The organism is Rhizobium sp. Root708 (assembly GCF_001429725.1).
Taxonomy (GTDB): domain Bacteria; phylum Pseudomonadota; class Alphaproteobacteria; order Rhizobiales; family Rhizobiaceae; genus Rhizobium.
Genome location: NZ_LMHV01000003.1, coordinates 77,844 through 98,874, shown reverse-complemented (window position 1 = coordinate 98,874; position 21,031 = coordinate 77,844). Strand labels below are relative to the sequence as shown.

The 21,031-nt window shown below is 61.1% G+C and carries 16 protein-coding genes; 12 read left to right on the top strand and 4 right to left on the bottom strand.

The window, feature by feature from the left end:
• Nucleotides 1-10: 10 nt before the first annotated feature.
• Both ASE04_RS03645 and ASE04_RS03640 read right to left on the bottom strand, forming a co-directional pair.
• The gene (locus tag ASE04_RS03645) at nt 11-1,438 is read right to left on the bottom strand and encodes a mannose-1-phosphate guanylyltransferase/mannose-6-phosphate isomerase (RefSeq protein ID WP_056812150.1); all 1,428 of its coding nucleotides are present in this window, start codon (nt 1,436-1,438) and stop codon (nt 11-13) included.
• A 34-nt stretch (nt 1,439-1,472) separates the two neighbouring features.
• Complete coding sequence (locus tag ASE04_RS03640; protein ID WP_056812147.1) at nt 1,473-2,897, bottom strand: phosphomannomutase; 1,425 nt, start codon at nt 2,895-2,897, stop codon at nt 1,473-1,475.
• A 154-nt stretch (nt 2,898-3,051) separates the two neighbouring features.
• On the opposite strand from ASE04_RS03640, the gene ung reads away from it, so the two are divergent.
• From ung to ASE04_RS03595, 9 genes are all read left to right on the top strand, one after another.
• Nucleotides 3,052-3,753, top strand: a complete 702-nt coding sequence (gene ung, locus ASE04_RS03635) for a uracil-DNA glycosylase (protein WP_056812145.1) — start codon at nt 3,052-3,054, stop codon at nt 3,751-3,753.
• A gap of 138 nt (nt 3,754-3,891) precedes the next feature.
• A complete protein-coding gene (locus ASE04_RS03630; RefSeq protein ID WP_056812142.1) occupies nt 3,892-4,824 on the top strand; it encodes a VOC family protein in 933 nt (310 codons plus the stop codon).
• Between the two features lie 10 nt (nt 4,825-4,834).
• A complete protein-coding gene (locus ASE04_RS03625; protein WP_056812140.1) occupies nt 4,835-5,443 on the top strand; it encodes an alpha/beta hydrolase in 609 nt (202 codons plus the stop codon).
• Nucleotides 5,444-5,606: 163 nt separating this feature from the next.
• Entirely contained in the window at nt 5,607-7,409 is a 1,803-nt protein-coding gene (locus tag ASE04_RS03620; protein ID WP_056812136.1) for a GumC family protein, read from the top strand.
• Nucleotides 7,410-7,623: 214 nt separating this feature from the next.
• Entirely contained in the window at nt 7,624-8,820 is a 1,197-nt protein-coding gene (locus tag ASE04_RS03615; protein WP_056812134.1) for a glycosyltransferase family 4 protein, read from the top strand.
• A gap of 19 nt (nt 8,821-8,839) precedes the next feature.
• Nucleotides 8,840-9,808: an NAD-dependent epimerase/dehydratase family protein gene (locus tag ASE04_RS03610; RefSeq protein WP_056812130.1), complete on the top strand. Its 969-nt coding sequence runs from the start codon at nt 8,840-8,842 to the stop codon at nt 9,806-9,808.
• The gene (locus tag ASE04_RS03605; protein ID WP_156408700.1) at nt 9,805-11,106 is read left to right on the top strand and encodes a hypothetical protein; all 1,302 of its coding nucleotides are present in this window, start codon (nt 9,805-9,807) and stop codon (nt 11,104-11,106) included. Before ASE04_RS03610 ends, ASE04_RS03605 begins: the two co-directional genes overlap by 4 nt.
• Nucleotides 11,103-12,428 carry a hypothetical protein gene (locus tag ASE04_RS03600; RefSeq protein ID WP_056812124.1) on the top strand — a complete coding sequence of 442 codons (1,326 nt, stop codon included), beginning with the start codon at nt 11,103-11,105 and terminating at the stop codon, nt 12,426-12,428. The genes ASE04_RS03605 and ASE04_RS03600 overlap by 4 nt, the downstream gene beginning before the upstream one ends.
• A 5-nt stretch (nt 12,429-12,433) precedes the next feature.
• Nucleotides 12,434-13,018 (top strand): DapH/DapD/GlmU-related protein, encoded by a 585-nt coding sequence (locus tag ASE04_RS03595; protein WP_056812387.1) that lies wholly within the window; start codon nt 12,434-12,436, stop codon nt 13,016-13,018.
• On the opposite strand, the gene ASE04_RS03590 is transcribed toward ASE04_RS03595, so the two are convergent.
• On the bottom strand, nt 13,005-14,846 hold the full coding sequence (locus tag ASE04_RS03590) for a hypothetical protein (RefSeq protein ID WP_056812122.1): 1,842 nt from the start codon (nt 14,844-14,846) through the stop codon (nt 13,005-13,007). The genes ASE04_RS03595 and ASE04_RS03590 overlap by 14 nt on opposite strands.
• Nucleotides 14,847-15,196: 350 nt before the next feature.
• On the opposite strand from ASE04_RS03590, the gene ASE04_RS03585 reads away from it, so the two are divergent.
• On the top strand, nt 15,197-16,042 hold the full coding sequence (locus ASE04_RS03585; RefSeq protein WP_056812119.1) for a GNAT family N-acetyltransferase: 846 nt from the start codon (nt 15,197-15,199) through the stop codon (nt 16,040-16,042).
• 15 nt (nt 16,043-16,057) lie between these two features.
• On the opposite strand, the gene ASE04_RS03580 is transcribed toward ASE04_RS03585, so the two are convergent.
• Nucleotides 16,058-16,975 carry a DMT family transporter gene (locus ASE04_RS03580; protein WP_056812115.1) on the bottom strand — a complete coding sequence of 306 codons (918 nt, stop codon included), beginning with the start codon at nt 16,973-16,975 and terminating at the stop codon, nt 16,058-16,060.
• Between the two features lie 197 nt (nt 16,976-17,172).
• Here ASE04_RS03580 and ASE04_RS03575 point away from each other — a divergent pair, with 197 nt between their 5' ends.
• Entirely contained in the window at nt 17,173-18,468 is a 1,296-nt protein-coding gene (locus tag ASE04_RS03575; protein WP_056812112.1) for an adenylosuccinate synthase, read from the top strand.
• A gap of 60 nt (nt 18,469-18,528) precedes the next feature.
• Nucleotides 18,529-21,015: a hypothetical protein gene (locus tag ASE04_RS03570; RefSeq protein WP_056812109.1), complete on the top strand. Its 2,487-nt coding sequence runs from the start codon at nt 18,529-18,531 to the stop codon at nt 21,013-21,015.
• Nucleotides 21,016-21,031: the final 16 nt, after the last annotated feature.

The following is a 21,031-nucleotide window of genomic DNA, read 5'->3' as shown; positions in this document are numbered from 1 at the left end:
GGTTGGCGGATCAGCTGCGTCCGAACTCGTCGACGATCCGGATGATATCGTCTTCGCCGAGATAGGAGCCGGTCTGAACTTCGATCAACTCCAGGGTGATTTTGCCGGGGTTGGCGAGGCGGTGGACCTCTCCGAGCGGAATGTAGACGGATTCGTTCTCGCGCAGCATCTGCACGTTTTCGCCGATCGTCACTTCCGCCGTGCCCCTGACAACGATCCAGTGTTCCGAGCGATGGTGGTGCTTCTGCAGGGAAAGCTTCTTTCCCGGCGTGACGAAGATCCGCTTCACCTGGAAACGGTCGCCGTTCAGCACCGAGGTATAACCGCCCCACGGACGATAGGATGTCGGGTGGAACTCGGTCAGCTTCGATGTCGCCGGCGCAGAGGCCAGCATCTTGACGATCGTTCCGACCTCCTGGCTGTCCTGCAGGCGGCCGACATAGACGGCGTCTTCGCTGGCGATGACGGCGATGTCGTCCATGCCCTGAACGGCAAGGTGGACCCCGTGGGTCATCACGAGCGAGTTCTTCGTATTGATCAGCGTCGTGTTGGCTGCCGCGAGGTTGCCGTACTCGTCGCGGCTGCCGCTCTTCCAGACGGAATCCCAGCTGCCGAGATCGGACCACTTGAAGGGCGAGGGGATGACGGCGGCGTTCTTCGTCTTCTCCATGATCGCGTAGTCGATGGAGATGTTCGGGCTTTCAGCGAAAGCGACCTTGTCCAGCCGGATGAAGTCGAGGTCCTTCAGACCCTTCGCGACGGCATCGCCGGCGGCCTTCAGGACGGCAGGCGCATAGGTGCCCATTTCGTCGAGCAGTTGCGCGGCCGAAAACATGAACATGCCGGAGTTCCAGTAGAAGCCGCCAGCGGCGAGCATCTCCTCGGCCTTTGCCAGCGGCGGCTTCTCGATGAAGCGGGCGACGGCTTGCGCGCCGCTTGCAAGGGTCTCGCCGCCTTCGATGTAGCCGTATCCGGTGGCCGGTTCGGTCGGTGCGATGCCAAAGGTGACGAGCCGGCCGCCGCCTGCTGCCGTTGCTGCCTTTTTCACGCAGTCGAAATATACCTCATCTGCGACGATCTCGTAGTCGGAGCCCATGATGTGCATGAGCGTTGCATCGTCGAAACGTTCCTGCACGAAGGCGGCCGCGGCGGCAACCGCCGGCGCGGTGTTGCGGGCGAGCGGTTCAAGCAGGATGGCGGAGAGGCCGAGGTCCAGTTCGCGGGCCTGTTCGGCGACGAGGAAGCGAAACTCCTCGTTGGTCAGGACAATCGCGGGCTCGTAGATCGCCGGATCGGAAACGCGAAGCAGGGTTTCCTGAAAAAGCGTGCGGTCGCCGATAAAGCGGATGAACTGCTTCGGGGCCGTCGCCCGCGACAGTGGCCAGAGGCGGGTGCCTTTTCCGCCTGCCATAATGACTGGGACGATCTTTTTACTCATCGGTCGTATCCTTGAACAATCTGTACGCGGTCAATCAATTGGTATTGGCCCATTGCCGGATGCGGCCAAGGCCGGCGTCGAGCAGGGCGGATGCTGCGGTTTCGCTCGCGGCTTCGACGTAGCATCGCATTTCCGGCGCGTTGCCGGAGGGCCTGAAATGGACGATGCTCTTATCCTTTAGCGTTACCCGCAATCCATCGATATCGCTGATGCCTGCGACCTCGCCGATCGGCTGCAGGAAGGATGACAGGTTCTCCGGGCTGGCCCGCAGGTATGCCATCAGCCGCGCGCTGGTCTCGACGGGAAAGTTTTCGAGCCGGTCGGCTGTGGCAAACGGCAGGCGGTAGTCCGCGGCGATTGCGGAAAGAGGCTTTTTCTTCGACGCAGCTACAAGCAACGTCGCCAGGATCGGCAAGAAGCAGTCGCGGGTGGGCAGGGCCTGCAGACAAGCGCCTCCCAAGGAGAACTCACTTGCCGTCAAGGTGCCGCCATTCGCTTCGAAGCCGACCACGCCGCCATCACCAGCGGCAATAGCGTCCTGCATTCCTGCTATCACGAACGGCGAGCCGACGCGTGTTCGCACTGTCTTGAAACTGCCCGATGCCTCGATGCCCGAGTTCGAGGTGACTGGAGTGACGACGACGCTGGCACCGAGGAAATTGGCAGCAATCAGGCCCAAGAGATCACCACGCAGGGGTTGTCCGGTTTCGTCGCTGACAAGCGGGCGGTCGCCGTCGCCGTCGGCCGAGACGATCGCATCAAGCCCGTGGTCCCGCGCCGCGGCCTTGAGGATGGCGATCGTGTCCTGCGAGACGGCTTCCGTATCCACGGGGATGAAGGACTGCGAGCGGCCGAACGGGACAACCGTTGCTCCAAATCCTTGCAGAATCTCGACGAGAAGATCGCGCGCCACGGTGCTGTGCTGGTAGATCCCGACTTTCAGGCCGCGCAGGGCATCTGGCCCAAGAAGGGCCGCGTTCCGCCTTGCAAACAGGGAAAGGCATTCGGACGCCCGGTTCACGGCTGCTGCCTGGCTGGGGGCGTAACTGAATCCGCCTTCATCCAGCACCGCCGCTGCCGCCGTAATAGCCGCCTCGTCATCCTTGTCGATCTCGCCGTCCGGTCGGTAGAACTTGATGCCATTGCGGTCGGCGGGGATGTGCGAGCCCGTCACCATGAGGCTGGCGGCGTTTTGCTGGAGGCCGTAGAGGGCGAGAGCCGGCGTCGGCAGCGTGCCGCAATCGCCAACCTTGAAACCCAAGGCGGTCAGAGCGTCCACGCAGTTGGCTGAGATCTCGGGGCTCGAGTCGCGGAAGTCGCGCGCTATGAAAATCGCATCGCCCGGCCGGGCCAGGCCACCATCCAGCAAATGCCGACCGAAGGCCGTCGCGTAGAGTGCCGAAGCGCGCCCTTTCAGGTCTTCAGACAGGCCGCGAAGCCCGCTCGTGCCGAATTTCATATTGAATAAGCCCTCGGATGCGGTTGAGTTTACCGGTCTTTTCGAAACAAACTACGTATAGTTCGTAAATTTTGACGACCGACGACGAATAAAATGTCTGCGAATTCCGTTTTCGAGGCAAGTCGAAAGCGTTTTGCAGCGGCGGAGACATTTCATGGCTGAACAGACGATCGCGCTCGAGGACAGCTGGAAAGCAGCGCTGGCCACCGAATTCGACAGCTCCTACATGCTGCAACTGAAGGCTTTTCTGCTGGCGCAGCGCGAGGACGGGAAACGGATATTCCCTAGGGGTTCGGAGTATTTCCGGGCGCTGGATCTCACTCCGCTTGCCAATGTCAAGGTCGTGATCCTGGGGCAGGATCCCTATCACGGCTTCGGGCAGGCGCATGGGCTTTGTTTCAGCGTGCGTCCCGGCGTTCGAATTCCACCGTCGCTCGTCAACATCTACAAGGAGCTGCAGACCGATCTCGGCATCCCGCCGGCCAAACACGGCTTTCTGGAGCACTGGGCACGGCAGGGCGTACTCCTGCTCAACAGCGTTCTGACTGTCGAGGAATCCAGGGCGGCTTCCCATCAGGGGCAAGGCTGGGAGAAGTTCACGGATGCGGTCATCCGCAAGGTCAACGATGATTGCGACGCCGTCGTGTTCATGCTCTGGGGCTCTTATGCGCAGCGGAAGGCCGCTTTCGTCGATACATCGCGGCATCTGGTGCTGAAGAGCGTCCACCCGTCACCGCTCTCCGCGCATAACGGCTTCTTCGGCAGCCGGCATTTCTCCAAGGCAAATGCATATCTCGAAGCGCATGGCCGTGCGCCAATCGACTGGACCCTGCCGGCAGACCCTGAAGCAATGTAGCTCATTCTGAACGAAGTGCTTTTATCGTTCACAAATAGGAGACAATGCGTTCCGACTGGCAGGGCTATGCCCGGGCACGTTTAGGGGCCATCTATCACCCATCGAAAGCCCGCACGGCGGGCCAGAAAGGGGTCTCAAATGTTGGATCAAATCAAAGGCTTGCATCACGTTACGTCGATGGCGGAAGACGCCCGGACCAACAACCTGTTCTTCACGAACACGCTTGGGCTGCGCCGCGTAAAGAAGACGGTGAACTTCGATGCGCCCGATGTCTACCACCTCTACTACGGCGACGAGACCGGCGCCCCCGGCACGATCATGACGTATTTTCCGTTCCCGAAGATGGCGCAAGGCCGACCGGGCACCGGTGAGGTCGGTACGACCGTGTATTCCATTCCGCAGGGCTCGATCGGCTATTGGAGCGATCGTCTCTCCAAGCTGAACGTCGGCGGCCTGAAGGCCGAGGAAAGCTTCGGTGAAAAGCGGCTCAATTTCGCCGGCCCGGATGGCGACGGCTTTGCGCTGGTCGAGGTCAAGGACGATGCGCGCGCGCCGTGGACACATGGCGGGATCCGCGAGGATCACGCAATTCGCGGCTTCCATTCGGTCGCCATGCGGTTGCGCGACGATGGCGCAACCAGCGAGCTCTTGAAGTTCATGGGCTACGAGCTCCAGGAAGAGCGCGATGGCGTCAAGCGCCTGACGATCCCCGGCGGCAACGGCGCACATCTGGTCGACCTTGAAACGATGCCGAACATCTCGCGTGCGCTCCCGGGCGCGGGCTCTGTCCACCACGTCGCCTTCTCGGTCGAAAACCGCGAGAAGCAGCTCGAGGTGCGCAAGGCTCTGATGGACACCGGCTATCAGGTTACGCCTGTCATCGACCGTGACTATTTCTGGGCGATCTACTTCCGCACGCCGGGCGGCGTGCTGTTTGAAATCGCCACCAACGAGCCCGGTTTCGATCGCGACGAGGATACGGCGCATCTCGGCGAAGCCCTGAAGCTGCCGCAGCAGCATCAGCACCTGCGTGGCCTGATCGAACAACATCTGCAGCCGCTCGAAGGCTAAGGAGCAAAATATGAACGCCAATAGTTATGTGCACCGGCTGCATGCCGGTGCACGCGGAAAGCCTATCGTTTTCACCCTGCACGGCACCGGTGGCGACGAAAATCAGTTCTTCGATTTCGCGCGCCAGTTGCTGCCCGATGCGACGATCGTCTCGCCGCGTGGAGACGTCTCCGAATTCGGTGCCGCCCGCTTCTTCAAGCGAACCGGAGAGGGCGTCTACGACATGGCGGATCTGGCACGCGCGACGGAGAAGCTGTCGGACTTCGTGACCGGCCTTGCACGCGAGCACGATGCCTCCGCCATTCTCGGCCTCGGATTCTCGAATGGCGCGAACATTCTTGCCAACGTGCTGATCGAGAAGGGATTGTTCGATGCATCCGCTCTTATGCATCCGCTCATTCCGTTCATGCCGAAGGCAAACGAGGCGCTTGCCGGCCGCAAGATACTCATCACCGCCGGCGAGCGCGATCCGATCAGCCCGAAGGCCGTGACCGAGGCTCTCGCCGACTATTTCGAAGCGCAGAAAGCCTCCGTCGTGACGGATTGGCATGCGGGCGGGCATGAAATCCGCCCAAACGAAGTGGACGCGGTTCGCAGTCTTTTTCAGGCATATCTTTAGTGAGAGGGATGACCAGTCTCGGCAGCGAGACTGGTCATCTTTTGCTGAAGCGATGTCATCGAGGCGAATTTCTATTCATAGTATATCGCTGGTTGTTATTTCAATTATTTATGGTATTTACTTGTCGGTGTGACCATGGGTTTTGCTGGCGGGTTTGCATCGTATGAACGAAATTGCCGACCTCCGAATGCTGCCCGGCATAATACGCCGCCAGACACGCGCAATTCTTGCGACGGCCGCCGTGATATTCTTGAGCGCCGTCGTCGTTACCTTCTCGTTGACCCCACATTATAGCGCGCAGGCGCTTTTGCTCGTCGATACAAGCTCGAAGAACTTGCTTGATCCGGATGCCGATGCTGCAAGTGGCGTTACCGACAATTCCCGCGTCGAGGGCGAGGTTCGGATTATCCAATCCGATGCGGTTCTGCTCGATGCGGTTCGCGGCGGCGGGCTCGTCGACGATGCGGAGTTTCAACCTGATACTCATCTCGGCGGTCGGCTGTTACGCTGGCTGGGCGTCAGGCAGAACGTCGCGGAAGACGGGCCTCACATGGAAGGCAGGGTTCTTGATGCCTTCAGGCAAGCGGTGAGAGTGAGGCGCGAGGGACTGACCTACCTCATCGGCGTTTCCGTTACCTCCGAGGACCCTGCCAAGGCGGCGCGGCTCGCCAATCTGGTCACCGACGTCTACATGAAGAAGCAGGTCGAGGCGAAGGTCGCCGGCACGATCGCGGCACGCAACAGCCTGCAGCATCGGGTGACCGAAGCGCGTCAGCTGCTTTCTGAATACGAAACGAAGCTGGAAGCCTTTTCCACGGCCCATGGCAGTCTCGCCGGGGCATCGGCGGACGCAGGCGCCGTGCTGAGAATGACGGGCATCGCCAACGATGATGCCGGGCCGCGCGTCGCGCCCGATGTCGTCACGCAATTCTACAGTCTTCAGCAATCCGCCGAAATCGCCAGAAACCAGTATCAGACGCTGCTGACGCGATTGCAGGATTTCGAGACACAGGTAAGCCTGCAGCTTGCCGACAGCCGGGTCGTTTCGCCCGCGCTTCTGCCGATCGAGCCATCCTATCCGAAGGTGCCGCTCATTCTCTCGGTCATGGCATTGGTGGCGCTTGCTGCAGGCATCGGCGCGGGCCTGCTCAGGGAATTCGTAGTCGGCGGCTTCACCGCCGATGACCAGGTGAACGCGGTTCTCGGCCTGCCGCTGGCCTCCGTCGTTCCGCACGAGCAGGGAAGCGAACTCGAGCGACCGCATGGGCGGGGGCTCTCCGATATCATCATTGCCTCTCCGCTATCAGTGTTTTCCGAATCCATCCGACGAATTCGCGTGTCGATCGAGCAGACACGGACGAGAGCCTTGACCTTCGGAGACGATCGGCAGCAGGAGTGCATGGTGCTGATGGTTTCGTCCGCACAGTACGGCGATGGCAAGTCGACGCTTGCCGCTTCGGTGGCGCGAACCTATGCACTGGCCGGAAAACGAACCCTGCTGATCGACTGCGATCTGCGCAAGCCGAGCATCCATAAGCACGTCGATCGCGAGCCAACTTCCGCCTTCATCGATCTTCTGCGCGGGGAGCCGGATCCGGGTCTTGCCAACATGGTCCTGACCGATCAGTCGACCAACCTCTCGGTCATCATCGGCGCGCGACCGGCGGAGTTTCCGACCGATGACCTGCTGATGGGGTCGACCATCCGGACGCTGCTTGGCCGCGCCCGTCGGCATTTCGATTATATCGTGATCGACACGCCGCCGGTCGAGTCGGCTGTGGATGCGCTCTACCTCGCGCGCCTGAGCGACGCCGTGCTGTTTGTCGTTCGTTGGGCCAGCACGCCCCAGAGTGCGGCACGTAGGGCGGTTGCGGCGCTGAAAGAGAATGTTCGCGATGGTGCGGCCGTCGTCGCCATCCTGAACGGTCAGGACCGGCGCAAGCTGTTCGGCTTCCTTGCACGATAGCTTCCGCGGGATGTGGCAACGGTAAAATAGTCCGCAGCATGCAATCTTTTTTGCAACCATCGCGTAAGTATTGACAAGCAGGTTGTTTGCGTAGAGGTTTAGTCAATTCATAAATACAACCGATGATCTAGCTGTTGCGGCAGCTGGAAGCACCCGGTTTGTTGTCTGAGGAATTTCAAGGGATCCGTTTTTACTTGTTTTCGCGAGAGATCGCATGGCCGTGGCGAAGCGCATACTTGTTCATGACTACTCGGGACATCCGTTTCAGGTTCAGCTTTCCCGCTGCCTCGCAAAACGAGGGTACGATATCAGGCACGTTCATTCTGCCAGCTTCCAGACGCCGAAAGGCGACCTGAAGCCCAGCGCGGATGCTCCCGATAACATCGAGATCGTCGGCCTCTCGCTCGATCGGCCTTTTCGAAAAGACAGCTTCTTCAAGCGACGATCGCAGGAAATAGAGTTCGGTCGGCTGGTGGCGGAAGAAATCCGCCACTTCAGGCCCGACATCGTGCTGTCGTCGAACGCGCCGCTGGATACGCAAGCGGTGATACAGAAGGCGGCGCGCGTCGCCGGTGCGCATTTCATCTTCTGGCTTCAGGATATCTACAGCGAAGCGATCAGCCGGCTTCTGCCGAAGAAGTTTCCACTGATCGGGGAGGCGGTCGCGAGGCGCTATCGGCGGCTGGAATACGGGCTGCTGCGGGAGAGCGACCATGTGATCGCCATTTCGGAAGATTTCGTGCCGATGCTGGCCGGTAGGGGTGTTTCGCCGCCGATATCGGTGATCGAGAATTGGGCGCCGCTGGCGGAGATGGATGTGCGTACGATCGGTGACGAGCCGAAGCGCTGCGCGGGCGAAGTACGGGCGGTCTACGCGGGCACGCTTGGCTACAAGCACAATCCCGGGCTGCTCCTTGCGGCTGCGAAGGCGCTGCCGATCACGCTCGATATCTTCTCGGAGGGAACTGCGGCCTCGGCCTTGCGCGCCCATGCTGAGCGTGTTCCCAACCTGAACGTCCATCCGTGGGTTTCGTTCGCGGATCTCCCTGGTGTTCTCTCTAGTGCGGATATTCTGATCGCCATGATCGAGGAGGAAGCCGGCCTGTTCTCCGTGCCTTCGAAGGTGCTGACCTATTTCTGCAGCGGGCGTCCGGTTCTCGGATCCATTCCGCGAGGCAATCTGGCGCGTCGCATCATCGAGCGCGAGAATGCGGGCTTGGTCGCCGACCCAGGTAACGAGACCGGGTTCATCAGCAACATGCAGAGGCTTTTCGAGGATGCGGGTCTGCGCGAGGCGCTTGGCGTCAACGGCCGGGCCTATGCGGAGAGGGCGTTCTCGATCGACCGGATCACGGACCGCTTCGAGGACATTTTCGACAATCTCGCTTGGAAGGAACTAAGGGCTATCTAGCGCTGGGGGGCGTTTTGCGATGAAGACTGCGCTTGTTTGTGGTGCCGGTGGGTTCATTGGCAGCCATCTCGTTCGACATCTGAAAGATCAAGGGTTATGGGTTCGCGGCGTCGATCTGAAATATCCCGCCTATGCGGAAACGTGGGCCGACGAATTCATCGTCGGCGATCTGCGGCAGCAGGCGACCTCAGAGCGTGTGATAGATCGGGCATTCGATGAAGTCTACCAGCTGGCCGCCGACATGGGCGGCGCCGGGTACATCTTCACAGGCAATCACGACGCCGACATCATGTATAATTCGGCGATCATCAATCTCAACATCGCGAGCGCCTGTCTCAGGCAACGCGTCGGGCGCGTTTTCTATTCATCGTCGGCCTGCATCTATCCGGCCTATAATCAGGATGACCCTGATAATCCCGATTGCACCGAGGCTTCGGCCTATCCGGCAGCGCCCGACAGCGAGTACGGCTGGGAGAAGCTGTTCTCCGAGCGCCTGTTCCTGGCCTATGGCAGAAACTACGGAATGCACAGCCGTATCGCGCGCTACCACAACGTCTTCGGCCCGCTCGGAACCTGGCAGGGCGGCAGGGAGAAGGCTCCGGCCGCCATCTGCAGAAAGGTGGCTGCCGCGCGCGATGGCGGGGAGATCGAGATATGGGGGGATGGCCTGCAGACGCGCTCGTTCCTCTACATCGACGAATGCATCGAAGGGTCGATCCGCTTCATGCGCTCGGGTTTCGAGGGGCCGCTGAATATCGGCTCGGACGAGATGGTCAACATTAACCAGCTTGTCGATATGGTTTGCGACATTGCCGGCAAGCGGCTGCACAAACGCCATATCCCCGGGCCGACCGGCGTACGCGGACGCAATTCGGACAACAGGCTGATCGAGGAAAAGATCGGTTGGCGGCCTTCGGCGGGTCTCAGGGCAGGGCTCGAGAAGACCTATGACTGGATCGAACGGCAGTTGATGCGGGATGCCGCATGACAGCGCCTCATCGAGGCTCGGATTCAGAGCGAACGAGTGCGTCGCTCTCGGCGTCTGTGAATGCAGGCCTGCTCATCGCAAGCTTCTTTCTCGGGCAAGGGTCGATCTTTGCCGCGCAGAGCTGGCTCGTCACGCGAGGCTCACTCGACCTGCTGGCGCAGTTCGGGGCGCATTTCTCGTTTCTTATCCTTGCGCTGATGGTTGTCGATTGGGGAACGGCGGTCGTGCTTGCCCGGCGCATTTCGCTGGCCGTGGAAGGCGAACTGCGGGATGAAGTTCGGCGGTCCTATTGGTCTGCCTGCGGTGTCAGGCTGTGTGCGGTGGTCGCCGTTGCGATTGTCTGCACCGTCTATGCCTGGAGTTGGGGAGACGTGTTTTCGCGCTGGTACCTGCTCGGAGCGGCGCCAGCCCTGGCGTTCTGGTCCTTCAATGCCACCGGCATATTGGATGGCGTCAAGCTCAGCGGCGTAAGCGGGCTGACCGCGATGCCTGCCTATGTCGCTTCGGCTGTCGCCCTTGTCCTTTCGGACGCGTTCGTGAGCCAATCCAATGGCCTGCTTCTCGGGTTCGCGGCATCGTTTGGCTATGCCGTCAGCGTCACTGCTCAGATGGCGGTGTTATATCGTGTCGGGCTTTTCCCCTCGGCTCCGCTTGGAGATCGGCAGCGATCGAGGAGCATGGCGCGTGAGGGCGCAGCGGTTCTGTTTTCCATGCTGCCGGGGCAGGCTTCGTTCCGGTTCCAGATCGTCATCTGTGCGCTGGTGCTGGGGCCTGCCGTGACGGGGTTGTTTCTCTACGGCCGCCAGGTCGCCGTGGCGGCGTCTCAGGTGCTCGAATTCTGCCGGCGTGCCAGTTTCGCGGCGTTGGTTGTTGATGTCAGGCACAGCGAGACGCCTGTTGCTACGGCATTCAGGACGCAGCGCACCGCGACCGTGCTGGCATTAGGCCTAAGCTCCGGGTTGCTGGTTGCAGGCGTATGCGGGACCTTCTTGCTGGATGGGCCGCTTACGCAGGCCTGCCATGTGCTGGCGCTCTTTTCGATCGGGATATTGTCGGGGTCGCTGTCGCAAACCGTGGTACAGACCGCGCAGGCGCGAGGCGACTACCGGGCCGTCGCGATCGCGGCCAATGCAGCGATGGCTGTCGGCCTCGGCGCGACGGCGCTGTTTGGAGCACTGTTTCATCTTCCCGGCCTCGCTGCCTCGGAAGTGCTCACTCATGTCGTTGTGGTCCTGCTGCTTGTGCTCACCGCCTTCAGGCAAACGCTTCCGCCCGCTCGATCGAGGGTGGCCGCATGATACGGCTTTGCGCGGTTCTCCTGCTTTATCTCCTCAATCTGCCGTTCGCCGACGGGCTCTTCGTTGTGCTGCTCACCCTGCCGATGTTGCTGTTGGTGCTGGCCGGCATGGTTCGCATGGGCTCACCGGCGGTTCAGATCGGCGACGTCTTCTGGTTCTGCCTGTTCGTGTTTTTCGTGCTTTCGCCGCTGCAGCGCATGCATGGCGCGATGATCGGCGGCACCACAGCCATCACCTTCTATGCCTACGAACCCTATGAATATGTCGAGGCGATGCTGATCGTCTTTCTCTTCTGCCTGCCGTTCCTGGCTGTCAGGATGGAGCGAGAAATACGTCCGGTCGCATGGGCAGGGCTTCCATCTCTGACGGCGCTGGTGTTCTTCAATGTGGCTGCCTTTAGCCTGTTCGTGATGTCGGAAGGCGGGTTCGAGCGGCTGCTGTCGTCGCGTCTGGAGCAGGATCCCGCGGAAGCTTTCATCGCAAGCATGCTGTTTCTCGGCGTGCAATCGATAACGGCCTGCCTGATCTCCATCCACCTGCGAACCTTTCCCTCAAGGCTTGCTCCGCTCGGTGCATTTGTCCTCGTCCTCTGCCTGCTTGCGATCTCCCGAAATCCGTTCAACGCACCGCGCTTCATGCTGCTCGCCGTATGGGGGCCGGTCCTGTTGGCGCTGGTCGGAGGCCGGATAGCTGCATGGAAATTCTACGCGACTGCTGTGATAGCGCTGACAGTGCTTTTTCCCGTTCTCAGCGTCACGACCCGATTGGGGCTTGAGGGTGTTGCTGGCATCTCGGAGATATCGTTTGCGGGCAACTTCTTCGATGTTCCCGCGGTCGACGTCTTCGACACGGCCGTTCATGCGGTGCGGTACATGCAGGTGCATGAGCACATGTGGGGCGCGAAGTCGGTAGCGGTCTTGCTGTTCTTTGTGCCGCGTGTTTTCTGGCCGGAAAAGCCGATCGTTGGGGGGCTCGACATCGGCAATGAACTGTTCGCCGCCGGCATGTACGGCACGCCGAATCTATCCTTCTTTCTCGGCTGTGATCTCTTCATGGACTTTGGCTTCGTGGGCGTCGTCCTCGGCGGGACCTTTGTCGCGGCTCTGCTGCAAAAAGGAGTGAAGACGGATGTCGGGCTGTTCGCGGGCCAGCCCGTTACGCAATTCGTCATCGCGTCCTCACTGCCGATATTGCTGAGAGGTCCGGTCGGTGCCGTCCTACCGCTGTTCTGCTGTCAGATGTTCGCCGTCGTTGCCTTGTCGTTCCTAGCGCGAAGTCATTACTCGCTTTCCACCGATGCGCGGGAGGCGCACGCTCTATGATCGAGATGGATCAGGCAAGTCTTGGAATCCTGAATGCGCAACACCACCGCTCGCGCTTTGGAGGTCCGAGCTTCACGCTTCGTCATCGTCTCCTGAGGGCGCTTTGGATCGTGGTGTGGGCGGTTTTCGGGCGATACACGCCGGCGCCGATGCATCGATGGCGGGCCTGTCTGCTCCGGCTGTTCGGCGCACAATTGGGGGCAAATGCCCGGGTACACGGATCGGCGACGATCTGGTATCCGCCGAACCTTTTCATGGGTGACAATGCGCTGATCGGGCAGCGCGTCATCTGCTATTCGATGGCGCCGATCCAGATCGGCCGCAACGCGATCATCTCGCAGGACGCACATCTCTGCACAGGTACGCACGACATCGACGATCCGTCCTTTCAGCTCCAGGCTCGGCCGATCACTATCGGCGCCGATGCCTGGGTGGCGGCCGATGCCTTCGTTGGGCCTGGTGTCGTCATCGAGGAAGGCGCTGTTCTCGGCGCGCGAGCCGTTGCCTTCAAGGACCTTCCGGCCTGGACTGTCCATGTCGGCAACCCGGCGCGGTTCGTCCGCGAGCGCGGCCGCTTCACCAGCGCATAGCCAGGGTCGCATCGGCCCATGCGGCGGCAACCACGGCATAGCCAACGTCATTCAGGTGCAGGCCATCGGATCGGAGCGAGCGTGGCACCAGCCCTGTGGCGATGTCTGCCTGATCGCCGGTCGTGGCGTTTGCGGCCGCGACGAGCGCGGCATGCAGATCGACGTAGCGCGCGCCGTATCGAACGGCGAGATCGGCATTGAGATCGGCGATCGCCTGCCTGATGTCTGGCCCGTCGGCAGCGGAAGGCAGCACCGAGCCGACAAGGCAGCGATTGCCGGCGACAGCGAGTGCCATGGCCGCGATATCAGAGAGAACGACCTGCCGGTCGGCCGCGTTGTTGCGACCTGCCCATATCCATTGCACATCACGGCGAAGCGCCATAGCGTCGTCAGGCGTGAATGCCGAGCCGTAGGCCACGGCGATCGCCTCGCCTTCGCCGGTCCGCGTGAAATAGAGCTGGCCGTTGCTTCCCTTGGTGATCACGCCCGATGCTTCCAGGATCGTGCCCACAATACTGCTCGTGCCGTTCAGTGCATCGATGGAGGCATGGGCGATCTCGACTTGAGGATCGTCGTCGCCGGAGGACACCAGAACATTGTCGAGCGACCAGCTGAGGAGGCTTCCGCTGGCCAGAAACGCAATCGCAGTGCAGTTTGTGTTGCCGAAGGCGGCATTGCCACTGGTGAAGACCAACTCGTGATGGCCGGCGGTGGAGATTGGCCAGGTCGGGTCACCCTCCCGTGTCGTTGTCGCCCAGCTGCCGCCGGCAGCCTGCAATCCGCCGATCTGGATCTGGCCGGCACCGGAGAGGAATTCGAGATCGAATGCCACGCGGATTGTCTTGCCCTGCGGGACTGGCGCTATCTCGAGTTCGCATCCGCGCAGAGCGCCGCCATCGTCGTTGGCGGCGATCAGTTTGCCGGCCTGAACTGTGAGAGGCGCCGCGTGGCCGTCCTGATTGCGGGAAGACCAACCGGCCACGGTTTCGTCGAAACGATGGATGAGCACCGCCTCGGGTCGATAGGCTGGAATTTCGCCGGTGCCTGGTGTCAGCACCAGTTCCGTTACGGCAGAGCCGGCCTCGAACTGGCCGGGAAACACGCGGAGGGTGATGTCGACGGCATTCCCGGGGATGACATCGAGAAGATGTGTCGACCGGATATAGGGATGAACAGCCACGCCGGTCGCGGATGCGGAATGGCGCGCGCCATCGAGTTCGAAAGCGACGGTTGCAATCTCGTTGAGGTAGCCACCGAGATCGTCGGCCTGGACAAGCGCGAGACGAAGGCTGGAGATCCCCGCCAGGGCGCCGCCGATCTTCTGGATGTCGCCGGATACCGTCCAGGCGGAGCCGGAAGCGGCGGCGTGATTGGTTGCGATGGCACCGTAAATCTGTCGACCGAAGTCGGTGAAACCGGCGTTCGCTGTGCCGTATATTCTGACGTCGCCATAAGGCAGCCCCGCGTCGTCGCTCCCGACATCGACGAGTTCATGTGTAAGCCCGTTGACGATGCCGGTCTCGAAGGACTGCATCCAGTCCCGTGTGCGCGGGAAGAGGTTTTTCGGATTGCTTTCCTTGATGGCGATCAGCAGTTCGCGTCCGCCCTGTCGTGCGGCAATCTGCGTCGACGTCTGGCCGCCGATCCCTCGATTGATCAGCGTGCGGGGAGGGTGGAACAGATTGGCCGCAAGCGCCGGGAAACTGTGGGATGGCGCGGAAGCGCCAGCTCCCTCCGTCAGGCTGTCGCCGAAGGCCGCGATCGGGGTAGGGTGCGGGTAGTGGGGGCAGAGAGAACTGTCGGCAGCGAGACCAAAACCGATAAGCATGATTTATCTCCAGGACGAAATGGGCCTTGATCCTAATGCAGCCGGAGCGAGCGGGGACGGCAGCGCGATACGGAAGGAGAGCTACCTTTCCGCGAGGAGATGAAGAGCAGCCTCGACAAGCTGTCGCAGGCTTCACTTTGTCTTAAGTAATTGCCTTGAGATTAGAGATTCGTTGTTCCATGATGCTTTCGGCGTGAAGAATTTCGTGTCGCGCTTCATGACGATCGATGTAGATCGCGTCAGCTATGAACATGAATGTCGTTATCGGTTACGCTTTGCGGCCGCTGAACCCTTGTATTGTCGTTGAATGCCGCCTGCGCGCGTGCAGTTGATCTGATTGGGACGTTTGCATGAATTCGGAGTTTGCCGTTCGCCCGATGCGGCCCGGTGAGTTGGAACTGGTGCTGGAGTGGGCACGCCAGGAGGGATGGAACCCCGGGCTTGACGATTCACTTGCATTTCACGCGGCAGATCCCTCCGGCTTCTTCGTCGGCGCGCTCGGCGAAGTCCCGGTCGGATCGATTTCGGTCGTCAAATATGGCGATGTCTTCGCTTTCGCCGGCCTCTACATGGTCCATCCCGATTTCCGCGGCAAAGGCTACGGAAAGGCGATCTGGGATGCCGGCATGGCCTCAGCCGAAGGACGTAGCATCGGGCTCGATGGCGTCGTCGCGCAGCAGGAAAACTACCGCAAGGCCGGTTTCGAGGAAGCCTACAAGACTGTTCGATACTGTGGGGTGATTTCGTCCGTTCCCGTGTCGACGCTGACGGCCAGCATCGTGTCGGACAAGCTTGACGGATTGCTGCGCTACGATGCCTCAATCTTCACCGTGCCTAGGCCGGACTTTATCTCGTCGTGGTGCACGAGCCGCAAGAGCCGCCGAACGGCCATTGTCCGCAAGAACGGAAAGATCCGGGGCTACGGAACGATCCGGAGATGTTACGAAGGTTACAAGATCGGGCCGCTTTTCGCGAGCGATGCCGATGCTGCCGCTGCCGTGCTGAAGGTGCTGGCCGAGCAGGCAGCGGGCGCCCGTGTTTTCATCGACATTCCAACTGACAACAAGGACGCCATTGCGCTCGCGCAGGGCATGGGTCTCGAGCCCGTCTTCGAGACCGCCAGAATGTATCGCGGCAAGGCGCCTGTGGTGCCGCTGAGGAACGTGTTCGGCGTGACGACGCTGGAACTCGGCTAGACGGTTCTGCCGGTCTCAGTCCATGACTGAGGCGGGCGCGGTCGGCGCGGTGGTCTTGGGACGGCCCTTTTCGGCGATTGCAATTCCGCCGAGGGTCAGGACAAGCGCGATCACGTGGAAGAGCTGCAGCTCTTCGCCGAGAAGCACGACCGAGAGCAGCGTCCCGAAAACCGGTACGAGATTGATGAAGAGACCGGCGCGATTGGCGCCGATCGCCTCGACGCCCCTGATGTAAAACACCTGCGCCAGTAGGGACGCGAATATCGCGGTATAGAAGGCTATCACCCAGCCCCGCGCGTCGGGCACCTGGACATTGCCTTGCATGCCCTCCCACAAGAGTAGCGGAACCGCGCTCAAGGCTGCTCCAAGCGCCGGGACCGCCATCAGCGTGCGCCAGTCGAGCGGCGGCTTCCAGCGCAGAAAGATCGTGTAGACGGCATAGGCAGCAACTGCGATCAGCATCAGTCCGTCGCCCCTGTTGAGGCCGAGCTGCAGAAGGCTTGCAAGGTCACCGTGCGATGCCGTCAGGGCGACGCCGGCGAGGGTCATGGCGAAGCCGGTGATCTGGGCGAGTGATACGGCGGTGCGGAAGAACACGAAGTTCAGCAGAAAGATCAGCATCGGAATGCCGGCCTGCTCGATCGCGACGTTGATGACCGTCGTGTACTTCACCGCCGAGTAAAGCATGGCGTTGAACAGCGTATAGCCGACGATCCCATAGAAGAAGAGAAGCGGCAGGTTGCGCTTGACGACCGGCCAGTCACGCTTCAACTGCGGCATCGATATGGCGGCGATCAGGGCCGTGGCGAGAAACCAGCGCAGAAACGTCAGCATCATCGGGCTGACATGATCGAGAGCGAGCTTGCCGGCCACGGCGTTTCCGCCCCAGCAGAGTGCGGCAACGACGAGACAGATATAGGCGGCAAGCTGCATCGCCGATTCTTCCAAATGAGAGGCTGATACTGCCTCAAAGTTCAACGCTGGCCGGGAACTAGCGTGGGCCGACCTGATTTGTCACGTAAAAAGCCCATTCGGCCGTCAATACAGGGTCGCTTTCCCAAAAACAAAGTTTTATAGATGCGCGGGTTTATGCAGATGCGGTTCCATCCGCTGTTAACAGGAAGACGTGAATGACGAACGTAGTCGTAGTCGGTTCGCAATGGGGTGACGAAGGCAAGGGCAAGATTGTCGATTGGCTTTCCGAACGTGCGGATGTGATTGTCCGTTATCAGGGCGGCCACAATGCCGGTCATACGCTCGTCATCGATGGTGTCAGCTACAAGCTGGCTCTGCTGCCATCTGGCCTGGTGCGCGGCAAGCTCAGCGTCATCGGCAACGGCGTCGTCGTCGATCCTCATCACTTCGTCGCTGAAGTCGCGAAGCTGCGCGCCCAGGGTGTCAATGTGACGCCCGAAGTGCTGCGCATCGCTGACAACGCGCCGCTGATCCTGTCGCTGCACCGCGACCTCGATGGCTTCCGTGAAGACGCGGCCTCCAACAGCGGAACCAAGATCGGCACCACCCGCCGCGGCATCGGTCCGGCCTATGAAGACAAGGTCGGCCGCCGCGCCATCCGCGCCATCGACCTTGCCGACAAGGAAGCACTGCCGGCCAAGATCGACCGTCTACTGACGCACCACAACGCTCTGCGCCGTGGCCTCGGCCTGCCGGAAATTTCGGTGGAATCGCTCGAGAAGGAACTGAACGACGTCGCCGACCAGGTCCTGCCCTATGTCGACCAGGTCTGGCGCATCCTCGACGACCAGCGCAAGGCCGGCGCTCGCATCCTGTTCGAAGGCGCGCAGGGCGCGCTGCTCGACAACGACCACGGCACCTATCCCTTCGTCACCTCGTCGAACACGGTTGCCGGTCAGGCTGCCGCCGGTTCGGGTCTCGGTCCGACGGCAATCGGCTATGTTCTCGGCATCACCAAGGCTTACACGACGCGCGTGGGCGAAGGTCCGTTCCCGTGTGAACTGAACGACGAGGTCGGCACGCATCTTTCGACCGTTGGCCGCGAAGTCGGCGTCAACACCGGTCGTCCGCGCCGTTGCGGCTGGTTCGATTCGGTTCTGGTCCGCCAGACGGTGAAGACATCTGGTATCACGGGTATCGCGCTGACCAAGCTCGACGTTCTCGATGGTCTCGACGAACTGAAGATCTGCGTTGCCTACAAGCTCGACGGCAAGGAGATCGATTACCTCCCCGCCAGCCAGGCTGCCCAAGCCCGCGTCGAGCCTGTCTACATTACGCTCGAAGGTTGGAAAGAATCGACCGTGGGCGCCCGCAGCTGGGCTGATCTGCCGGCGCAGGCGATCAAATACGTTCGTCAGGTCGAAGAGCTTATCGGTGCGCCGGTCGCTCTCCTGTCTACAAGTCCTGAGCGAGATGACACCATACTTGTGACCGATCCTTTTGAGGATTAAGGTTTCGTGTCATTACTTGTGCGGTTCGCTTGCTGAGCCGCACTTCTAGAGAAAGTACGTATGGCGGATTTTATCGCAGTTATCCGGCGGGCGGTTGACGGCCTGACCGACAATACGCCCGAGATGCGGGTCAAGGTCTACGAGCGCGCGCGCGGTGCCGTGCAGCGGCAGCTCGAGAACATGAAGCCGCGTCCGCCGGAAGCAATGCTGCAACGGCAGCTTGAAAAGCTTGAAACCGCAATTCGAGAAGTCGAAGCCGAGCACGCCGTAGCGTTGCCGGCTGATGATTCCGTCGTTGAAGAAGAGGTCGTTGTCGCGGCTGCCGAAGCCGTTGACGAAGAACCGGCTGGTGTCGCCGAGCCGGAGCCGCAGGCGGAAGAACCGGAAGCGCTTGTAGCCGCCACGCCTGTCGAGGAGCCGGAAGCGCCTGTCGAGGCTGCCCCTGCCGAAGAACCGGTCTATCATGAACCGGTTTACGAGCAGTCGGTCGAGACCGAGGAGCCTGTCGTTTCGAGCGAGCCCGCTTATCCCGCGGAGCCCGTCTACGAAGAGCCGACGCATCACGCAGAGGATGCGCGCTACGACGAACCGGAAGAAACGGTGCGCGAAGCCGCTGCCCAGCACGATGCCGCCTGGCAATCGCAGGAGCATCAACCCGAGCCGGTTGCGGTATCGGAAGAGGCTGAAGCATTCGAGCCCTGGCAGGCAACCCACGAAGAGGAAGCTCCGCTCGAGGCATACGAGCCTGCGGCGGAGCCGCATGAGGTTGCGGTCGAGCATCAGGCCGCGCTTGAAGAGTATGTTCCGGAAGAGCTTGCGCCGGCCGTCGAGCCGTATGAAGCGCCCGTTGAACCGGTATCGCAGCCTGCGCGCGATTTCGATCTCAGCAATCGTCTCGTCGAGCCCGTCTACGCGTTCGACAAGGAACCGGAGGCGTTCGTACAGCATAGCCGTGAGGAGCCGCTTCACACCGAGGGGGCCGCACACTTCGATCCCGTTTGGGCCGAGCATGCTGAGGAAGTACCGGAACCTGTCTCGAGGTCGGAACCCACGGATTGGGCTCTCGAAGAACTTCGGCAATTCTCGGATAGCGCGCACCCGGCACCAGCGAATGATGCTGCGCGCGCTTTCGACGACCTTGTTGCCGGGCTCGGCAATGCAGCCGTTCAGCCGGCGGCTTCTACCTCGGGTAACGAAGCGTTCTCGTGGGAAGCGGCTGCTTTCGACGACCTTCCTCCGATCGAAAGCAACAAGAAGCCGACGGTCACTGCGAATTTCGATGATGGCGATCTTTTCTCCGAGGTGCACGGCGGTCAAAGCCAGAAGCCTGAGAACCCTGACGATTCCTGGCAGGAAGCAACCCAGCTTCGCGGCTACAACAATCGCGGCGTTGTCGCCGAAGATGACGACGGCACGGCGCAGAACGATATCGACAGCGTCATTGCTTCGAAGTTCCAGGGTCGCAATCTCAGGATGGAACCGAAGCGTCGTCGCTTCGGCATCGGCTCGATCATCGGGCTGCTCATTGCGCTCGGCGTCGTCGGCGGTGGAGCATATGCCGCCTGGACGCATCAGGACGCGTTGACCGAGATGGTCAAGGGCCTTGTGAGCGCGGCACCCTCGCAGACGGTCAAGACGGAAACACAGACGCCCGCACAGCCCAACACGCCTGCATCTGCGCCGCAGAATGTCGACGCCGGGGCTACAAAGCCGGCTGAAGCGCAGAAGGAAGTCGCGTCGCTGAACGACGGCTCTTCCGTCAGCAACAAGTTTACGCAGCGCTTGCTCGCTGATGGCACCGAAGTCGATAACGGCGCAGCGGCTATCCCCAGCGCACAAGCCGCCGAGGGCAAGTCGGTCGCGCCGCAGAATGTCGCGTCTTCGGACGCTACGCCGCCTGCGACCGCAACGACGCCGGCAACAACTGGTACGGCGCCTGCCACTGCAGCAGCGGCTCCCGATGCGCAGCAGGCTGCGCCTGTTGGTTCCAGCGAGAAGATGTTCCTGTATGAGGAGCGTATCGGCCAGAGCTCGCCGACGGCGATCCAGGGTTCGGTAGCGTGGACCGTGAAGCATGAGCCGGGTGCCGATGGCAAACAGGAAGCGATCGTTCAGGGAACCATCACGGTTCCGGAGCGCAATCTGACGGCACAGGTCAATTTCAAGCGGAACTCCGACCCGTCGCTGCCGGCAAGCCACATCGTTGAGGTGGTCTTCTCGCTTCCGGCGAATTTCGAAGGTGGCGCGATCGAGAGCGTTCAGCGAATCGCGATGAAGCGGACCGAACAGGATCGCGGCGACCCACTGATCGCGGTGCCGGCAAAGATCACCGACGATTTCCATATGATCGCGCTCAACGACTATCCGGATGCCCGCAAGGCGAACCTGGATCTGCTTGAGAACCGGGACTGGATCGACATTCCGATCACCTACAGAAACGGCCGACGTGCGCTGATCACGATGCAGAAGGGTGCGACAGGCGGTCAAGCGTTCACGTCCGCGATCAAGGAATGGGCCGCTTCGGGCGACGTTTCGACCAGCCAGTAAGGCGTCGAACGACGAA